7 protein-coding genes and 1 pseudogene are annotated in these 7,554 nt (G+C 68.7%); 6 read left to right on the top strand and 2 right to left on the bottom strand.

Annotated elements, in window-relative coordinates; genetic code table 11:
• Positions 1-39 precede the first annotated feature (39 nt).
• Positions 40-342 carry a DUF4193 domain-containing protein gene (locus ONA70_RS33115; RefSeq protein ID WP_265010420.1) on the bottom strand — a complete coding sequence of 101 codons (303 nt, stop codon included), beginning with the start codon at positions 340-342 and terminating at the stop codon, positions 40-42.
• A 1,310-nt stretch (positions 343-1,652) separates the two neighbouring features.
• Between ONA70_RS33115 and ONA70_RS33110 the strand changes: the two genes are divergently transcribed.
• The 5 genes from ONA70_RS33110 to ONA70_RS33090 all read left to right on the top strand — a co-directional run bounded on the left by ONA70_RS33110 (position 1,653) and on the right by ONA70_RS33090 (position 4,938).
• Positions 1,653-1,856, top strand: a complete 204-nt coding sequence (locus ONA70_RS33110; RefSeq protein ID WP_265010419.1) for a cold-shock protein — start codon at positions 1,653-1,655, stop codon at positions 1,854-1,856.
• A gap of 2 nt (positions 1,857-1,858) precedes the next feature.
• On the top strand, positions 1,859-2,584 hold the full coding sequence (locus ONA70_RS33105; RefSeq protein WP_265010418.1) for a class I SAM-dependent methyltransferase: 726 nt from the start codon (positions 1,859-1,861) through the stop codon (positions 2,582-2,584).
• Positions 2,585-2,908: 324 nt separating this feature from the next.
• The gene (locus ONA70_RS33100; RefSeq protein WP_265010417.1) at positions 2,909-3,136 is read left to right on the top strand and encodes a hypothetical protein; all 228 of its coding nucleotides are present in this window, start codon (positions 2,909-2,911) and stop codon (positions 3,134-3,136) included.
• 375 nt (positions 3,137-3,511) lie between these two features.
• Entirely contained in the window at positions 3,512-4,237 is a 726-nt protein-coding gene (locus tag ONA70_RS33095; RefSeq protein ID WP_265010416.1) for a hypothetical protein, read from the top strand.
• A 188-nt stretch (positions 4,238-4,425) separates the two neighbouring features.
• Positions 4,426-4,938: a zinc ribbon domain-containing protein gene (locus tag ONA70_RS33090; RefSeq protein WP_265010421.1), complete on the top strand. Its 513-nt coding sequence runs from the start codon at positions 4,426-4,428 to the stop codon at positions 4,936-4,938.
• 271 nt (positions 4,939-5,209) lie between these two features.
• On the opposite strand, the gene ONA70_RS33085 is transcribed toward ONA70_RS33090, so the two are convergent.
• Positions 5,210-5,929: a CocE/NonD family hydrolase gene (locus ONA70_RS33085; RefSeq protein ID WP_265010415.1), complete on the bottom strand. Its 720-nt coding sequence runs from the start codon at positions 5,927-5,929 to the stop codon at positions 5,210-5,212.
• A gap of 853 nt (positions 5,930-6,782) precedes the next feature.
• Between ONA70_RS33085 and ONA70_RS33080 the strand changes: the two are divergent.
• Positions 6,783-7,554: pseudogene (locus ONA70_RS33080) on the top strand (hypothetical protein); the annotation flags it as partial.

Below are 7,554 nucleotides of genomic sequence, written 5' to 3'. Positions count from 1 at the left end.
CCGGCCGGAGTGGCGGGAAATGGCGCCTGACAATGGACATCAGGAGCAGTCCCGGCAGACCTCCCGGCCGTCGGGCTGCGCGGCGAGCTGACTGCGGTGGTGCACCAGGAAGCAGCGCGCGCATCGAAACTCGTCCGGCTGCATCGGCACGACAGCCACGGTCAGTTCCTCGCCGGACAGGTCCGCGCCGGGCAACTCGAAGTTCTCGGCAGCCTCGACCTCGTCGGGGTCGACTCTCGCTGACTGCGACGCCGCGCCGCGCGCCTTGAGTTCCTCCAGGCTGTTGACTTCAACCTCAACAGCGGGTCGGCGCGGTGCATCGTAATCGATGGGCTTGCTCATCGTGATGGCTTCTCCCTTTGATATGGGTGTCACGACGGTAGACTGCGGGGGCATGTCGTGGTGCTCAAGAGAGTGGTGGAAGGGTAGCGCTCGCCCTTGGAGGCGAGGGGCACCATCGGCGGTGGTCGCCACCCAGACGGGGAATACTAATAACTCCCCTACTCCCCCCGAACGCCGACGTAGGCGCCTGCTCAAGTCTGCCCCGACCATGTCAACGGTCAACGCAACGAGGCCGGATGGCCGACGCGACGATGTATGCGGGCAAGGCCGAGCGGGCGGTCCACCGCCACCGCCCCATCCGGCGGTCCGGTCATGTGCTGATCCACCTGCACAGGGCCTCGGTGCCTGCGATGCGTCGAACCGAGCACGCGTGGTAGCCCTTGCCGGCTGGGCTCCGTGGCGTCGTGATGGCCTAGCGAGCGGCGATGGGCGCGGCCGCCGGCTGCCAGTCGGCGTCACGCTCGGCATCGAATGGGGTGCGCAGCCGAGTCATCGCAGCCGGACTCACGTCGACGGCAGGTGTGTGGTCGAAAGGCGCATCTGCTCCGGGTGCTTCACGGAATGGAGTTGAGTTATGCGTGGTTACATCAGTCAACAGTTGCTCCAAAGTTTGCACGTCAACGCGCGACACACCCGCTCACATATGCAAGTCGGGTGCGCGGGATCCGGCCGCTCGCCGGGGCAGCGCCGGATCCGTTTCGCTCGGGCCGCCAAACCCTAACCCAAAACGACCATCGTGTACGGCTTGGGCCGGGTGTGCCGGTAGAATGATCAAGCACTCCGCCGGTTCCGACCACGGCCTGCATCTGACGTCGACCACCACGCGCCGCGACCGCTCGGTCAGCGCCGGGCAGGGCGATCCAATCCCACGTTGGAGACTTTATGGTGGCACGCCGCCCCGCCTCGTGATGTCTCCCGTCGCGCCGACGGCGCCGCATAGCGGACGACGCCACAGCGTCACGGGCCCCCGGCCCGCCCCGTAGCGACGGCCGCGTGACCGCCAGCGCGTCGCCGAACAGGCTCGAAAAGAGGTTGCCGTGGAAACCACGTCCGTTGCCACAGGCCGCGGTGGCGTTCTCTTCCGGCACCCGGGTTGGTAGCCGGCGCGGTCAGTGCTGACAGCCAAGGCACCGCGGGCGGCGCGCCCGTGCTAGCGTGAGCGTGTTGCAAGCTTTGGTTTGTCGCATACTTTGCCAGCGCCTGGTGGGTATCCAACCCGCCGGGCGCTTTTTGTTCTGCCGGTTCTTTCGGACGAGCGCGGCGACAACCGGGGCCGTAAGTGGCTCCATCAGCTACTCAGAGGAGAAGACATGGCATTCGGTACAGTCAAGTGGTTCAACGCGGACAAGGGTTTCGGCTTCATCACGCAGGATGACGGCGGCGCTGATGTCTTCGCCCATTTCTCCGCCATCTCATCGAGCGGGTTCCGCAGTCTGGACGAGAATCAGCGGGTCGAGTTCGACGTCGAGCAGGGCCAGAAGGGGCTTCAGGCCGTTAACATCCGTCTGGTCTGACGTTGACTCCGCGCCGCCGTGGCGGCGAGGCCTCGCCCGTCGCCACGGCGGCGGCTGAGACCAAGGACCGGCGAATAGTGGTCCGTTCCGACGCCACGGTGCCCGGCCTCGAACCGCTGGTGTTGTACGCGCTGTCCACCCCCGAGCGCGCGACCGGGACAGCCAGCATCGATCGGCTCCGGCTGGCCCCGGTGCCGCTGGTGCCAGAGGTACGACTGGTCATGGCCGAGGACGCGATCATCCTCTGGGCCCGACTCGAAGCCGAGGCGGGGCACGTCCTTTCGCCGCCGTTCTGGGCGTCGGCCTGGACCGGCGGACAGGCTCTCGCGCGTTACATCCTCGATCACCCGGACACGGTGGCCGGCCTCCATGTCCTCGACGTCGCCTCCGGCTCCGGACTGGTCGCCATCGCTGCGGCGATGGCGGGCACCGCCGGTGTCACCGCCAACGACATCGACCCGTACTCGATCGCGGCAATCAGTGCCAACGCCCACGCCAACGGCGTCGACCTGACCCTGTCGTCGAGTGACCTGCTTGACGGCGACGGTGACGGCGTGGATGTGGTGTTGACCGGTGACGCGCTCTACCACCCGCCTGTGGCGGCCCGGATGCTGCCGTTCCTCGCCCGTGTCGCGGCGAAGGGCGGTCGGGTCCTCGTCGGCGATCCCGACCGGGCCACGTGCCCCATGACTGGCTGGAGCGGGTGGCGACCTACAAGGTGCCGGTGAGCAGCGCTCCGGAAGACGCGCAGCTTCACCTGACGAGCGTGCTCAAGCCACGACGCGACCAGGTGGACGACCGGTGGGGCCGGGCCACGCAACTGCGGGCGTGATGCGCCGGACAACTCTCCTGGCCCCCGGGTGCAGAAGGTGCACGGGCAGGCCCGTGGGTATGTTGTGGCTGCACGCCCCGAAGACCGATCGTGAGATCGGGTTTCGCGCCGCCGCCCCTCTACAGCCGACGATATAGACGCACCGCACTGACCGTTCAGCATGTCTCCAGCCGGTGCCGCTCAGCAACGCGTCCGGCCGACGGCTCGCCTGCGGGCGGGCATGGACGAGTCCGACAGCATCCAGATTCATTGTGCGCGAAGAGAGCCGATACAGACGATGAAGATCGATAAGAGCAAGATCCTTGAAGCCCTGCGCCACCGCGGCCAACACAGCCGGGCCGATTGGGTCGACCGGGAGCTGCCGGACCGCATCGACACCGCCCAGCACTCAGGCATACTTGCGACCCTCAATCTCAATCCGGCCGATTTCGCCGATCCGCCGTCGTGATGATGCTGACCTCGATACCTCCGGTGGCCGCCGTGTGCGGCCGGGTGACGGCTGATGCGAGCAACGGACGGGCAGAGGCGGTCCGGTGCCCGTGGTGCGCTGTAGGCCGTCCAGCCTCTCCGGACCGGGACAAAGCGTCGCCAAGCGGCTGCACCACGAAGCCGCAACCGCCGTCGCGAAGAAGATCAGGCACACGCAGGGCCGGACCGCTTGAACGACTGACCAGGATGGATGGGTGATGGGTTGAAATATCAGCTCAGGGCCTGCGGTACCTTCTTCACCAACCCCAACCAGTGAACAGGCGCAGTTTCCTGTCCCATTGCCGGCCGTCTTGCCCAAGGCGACAACCGTATCCACATTGGAGGCCGTGATTCGATGAGTTCCTACACCATCACAATCGCCGCAGACGATCCCAATCGAGCGACCACAACGCTGAAGGTCGAGGTCAGCGACACCATCCCGCGCATCACCGAACTCGTGGTACGCGCCGGGCAGGGGGACGGGCTGACCGCGGGCCAGATCCCCGCGGTCGATCTGGACCTGCTCTTGAGGGCGATCGCGCCCGCCGCCAGCGGGCGGCAGGCGATAACGACGCCGCCCACTGCCGTATCCGACGAGGTGCCCGCAGCCGGCGGTATACCCGTTGACGACGGTGAGCCCGCAGCCGAGCCGACGGCGGTCCAGTCCGCCGCCCCTACAACGGCTGCCGACGAGCCGGCCACGAGTAGCACCGTGGAAGCTGACGCGGTTGACGTCGTGGTGCCCAAGCAGGTATCACCAGCGACCACCCCAAGCGAGGCGAACAAGGCCAGCCGGGCGTCGGGCGCTGGCGCGACCCGCAGCCGAGGGGGCAAGGGGAAGACCGCAGCGGGCTCCAAGGCCACGCGTACGGCGGGGAAGGCCACAAAGCGGACCTCCGAAGGTGCGGCCTCCGGAGGCGAGGGGCGGGTATACCGGCGCTCACCGGCCGATCTCGAAGCGGTCTACCAGCAGGCCGGGAGTGTGACTGCCGTCGCCGACCACTACAACGTGCCACGGCACACCGCCCAGGGGTGGATCCGCACGCTACGTCGCCGGCAAGCCGGACCAGTCTCTGAGTAGGGGAACCTGATACCGGGTCAGAACCGGCCAACAAGAGCGCCGCTTCAGGGCGCGGGATAGAACCCGACCGCAGAGGCCATCGACGTGCCGCGACAACGCCACCATCTCCCGGCCGGCGGACGCCTCCGACGGACCACCGACCTTGAGACGCCGCGGGGGCCGCCCGACCGGCCGGTGCTCCGTCGTTGGTGCACGCCGCCAGCGGCGCGGCTTCACCGATCGGGCAGAGTCGCCGTGGCGCGCTCGCCGCGCCGTTGGTGAGCGAGGAGCAGTTCGTCGCAGCCCAGGCCATCCACACCGCGACTACCCCCACCGACGGCACTCCTCGCCACTACCTCCTGGCCGGCCTCGTATGCTGCGGCGTCTGCGGCCGCATCATGGATTCCCACTGGGTCCACGGTCGTCCCGGCTACCGCTGCCGGCACGGCCACACGAGCAGCCGCACCAAGACCTCACCGCAGCCGAAGATCCTCTACATCCGGGAGGATCACCTGCTTGACCGCATCCGCCACGACCGCGGACTACACCGTTACCATCCCGCGCTACGCAGCCCCGACCCGGAAAAGCCCGCCACCTGCCTGCGCACCAAGAACATGATCATCGTATGCGACCAGCACACCCGGACCATCGAAGCCAAGACTGCGGTCTACACGTCAACCCTGCGGGATGCTCAGCATGGGTGCTCATGCCTGATCCTATAGCAGCCAGCGGGCACTGTGGAGAACTAGCCGGTGGTCGGCGTGGGCGTTGACCACCGTTGAGCTGGCCGTGGCGCTGACCCTTGCCGTCCGGCGGCGGCTGCCGGATTTCGTCCAAACGGGGGCGAGGGCCGCTGGGTCTCGGGGTGGTCGACCGGGCTGGCTGACGCCCGGGATGCTGCTCGTCGAGTACGGCTTCATGATGCGAGACCAGGCATCCAGGCCGTAGCGCACTGCCTGGCACCCGGTAGGCGGGTGCCAGGCAGCCGCTTGGTCAGCCGTTCTGGGAAAGTCTCAGCGGGAAGGTGCCGGGGCCGACGTTGCTGAGGGTGGTGGTGTTCGCCGCCAGGTACCGGTCCAGGTACGGCGAGCGCTCACCCTGGGTCGGCAGGTCGGACCGAGGACCCTGCACGCCCAGGGTGAGCCGCGCGCCGGAGACCTTGATCGTGTGGCCTGAGGGCATGTCCCGCCATCTGTTGGAGTCGATGGTCCCGATCTGGACCCCCAGCCGGTGCCCACGCTCGAAGGTCCAGTCGGTCGACTTCAGGTCGAAGGAGATCGATCCGCTACGCTCCACCAGCGCGACGTTCTCGTCAAACATGGTCGCCCTGCCATCCGGAGCGACGTCCCACAGGCGCACCATCACGTTGCCGTTCGTGCTCGCGTTCAGCGTGATCCTCGGCGTACCGGTGAGCCGGAGTGCCTGGGGCGCGGGCGTGGACCAGGTCCAGAAGCTGGTGGTGGCGGTGTCGCCCTTCTCTGCCCTGTTCTTCTCGGTGTTGGACAGCGGCTCGATCCGCGGCGCCCGCTCCACGTCCCAGCGGTCGCTGTCCGCCGTGGTAGGCGCCGCGGCAGCGGCCGTCGAGGCACCGCCGTCGTCGATGTACTGCCCGGTCGAGAGCCGTGCGTCGTACGACGTCGCGGTCACCGGCCAGGTCGGTTGCGCGCGCCAGTGGCCAAGGCTGTCCTCGATGACGTACGCCGGATCGGTCACCGACGGCCGGACGGGGCCACCAACACGCCTACCTAGAGGGTGGAGAGGTTGACGGCACCTTCACGCCAGATGGAGCGGTGGAAGGCTCTGACGGCTGACAGCCACAGCGAGGTAAGTCGGCCAGTAGTTCGTCTCCCGGTGCGATCCACTCGATGCTCGCGGGCGTTGGTTCGCCGTGCTCCAGTGGGCCACCGGCGACGAGCAGGCCCTCACCTGGCATCTGCCGGACCTGGCGACGGTGCGCTAAGGATGGCAGACAGTCCCGCTGGACCGCCCCGGGCAGCCGAACCGCCCCCAGGGTTGCTGGTGCCGATATGATCCCGTGACGCCCGCCCATCAGGAGGCACCGTGCGGCCCGCTCACCACCCAACCGGCCGAGGCATCACCGACGACGGCTCGGGCACGCCTCCCGGGCAGCCTTCGGCAACGGAGCGTCCATCGGCGGCCGCATGGTAGCCCTCGCGGATTCATCAGCATCGGCCCGGACGGGCAGCCGATGCTGAACCGGATCACCCCCTCCTGCTGCGCAGCGGATGGCCCGCCAGTCGCGGTCGGTCTTACCGGTGACGCACCAACCGGCGCCCCCACCGACCACTGGGTCGAGGTCACCGGCCGGTACAGCCCGCGGACCGCCACCGACCCGGTCAACGACGCCCCGATCCGCCACCTGGCGGGAGATTCCGGCTCTCCGGCAACAGTACGGATAGTCATGTCCCGGCTGGCGTTCCTCGGCCAACGAAGGAAGACCGGATGTCTGAAGCCAACACGTACACGGTTACGAGTGTGGCCGGCGGCTGCTTGGTGCAGGCGGTCACCGCGGTAGACGCGGCAGGCTACGAGCTGGCCGGCGCCGATGGCTGAGCCGTCGGTCACCGAGGCGCCGCCTCGCCCGGCGTCCCCGTCTGCGCGTGACGGCGCGTCTCTACGCCTGCTCGCCGTCGCCGGTGGGCTCGCGGTCGCGCTCGTTGCCGGCTTTGCGCTCGGCGGGGTGGTCCGGGACTCGGCGCGCCCGACAGGTTCGGGTCCGACGGGCGGGCCGACCGGCGCCAGCATGCACGCCTCGGGTGGCGCCGGGCACCAGCACGCGGGCGGTGCGGCGGCGGTTGCTGCCGGTGCCGAGGTGGGTGGGCTGGCCGTCAGCGCGGGCGGCTACACCCTCGTACCCGAGGCGACCTCGCTCACGGCGGGGGCGCGGAGCACTTGGCGGTTCCGGGTGATCGGTCCCGACCGCAAGCCGGTGCGGAGCTTCGCGGTCGTGCACGACAAGCGGATGCATCTGATCGTCGCGCGTCGAGACTTCTCCGGCTACCAGCACCTGCACCCGACGATGGCGCCGGACGGCACCTGGAGCGTCGACCTGGTGCTGCCGCAGGCCGGCGCGTGGCGGGCGTACGCCGACTTCGCGGCCATCGGCTCGACCAAGGCGCAGGTTCCGCTGACCCTCGGCGTGGACCTCACCGTGCCCGGCGATTACCGGCCGCGGCCGCTACCCGACGCCGCCCGCGAGTCCATCGTCGACGGATTCACGGTGACCTACGAGGGCACGCCGCGACTCGGAGAGACCCAGGCACTGCTGTTCCGGGTGCACCGGAACGGTTCGCCGGTGGCCGACCTGCAGCGCTACC

The sequence above is a fragment of the Micromonospora yasonensis genome, assembly GCF_026013475.1.
Classification (GTDB): domain Bacteria; phylum Actinomycetota; class Actinomycetes; order Mycobacteriales; family Micromonosporaceae; genus Micromonospora; species Micromonospora yasonensis.
This window is presented reverse-complemented; position numbering and strand designations above follow the sequence as displayed.

Bases quoted from the DNA above. Each gene is read 5' to 3' on its own strand.
- ONA70_RS33100 (WP_265010417.1), top strand. From the start codon at position 2,909: ATGGACGAGTCCGACAGCATCCAGATTCATTGTGCGCGAAGAGAGCCG.
- ONA70_RS33115 (WP_265010420.1), bottom strand. From the start codon at position 342: ATGAGCAAGCCCATCGATTACGATGCACCGCGCCGACCCGCTGTTGAG.
- ONA70_RS33110 (WP_265010419.1), top strand. From the start codon at position 1,653: ATGGCATTCGGTACAGTCAAGTGGTTCAACGCGGACAAGGGTTTCGGC.
- ONA70_RS33095 (WP_265010416.1), top strand. From the start codon at position 3,512: ATGAGTTCCTACACCATCACAATCGCCGCAGACGATCCCAATCGAGCG.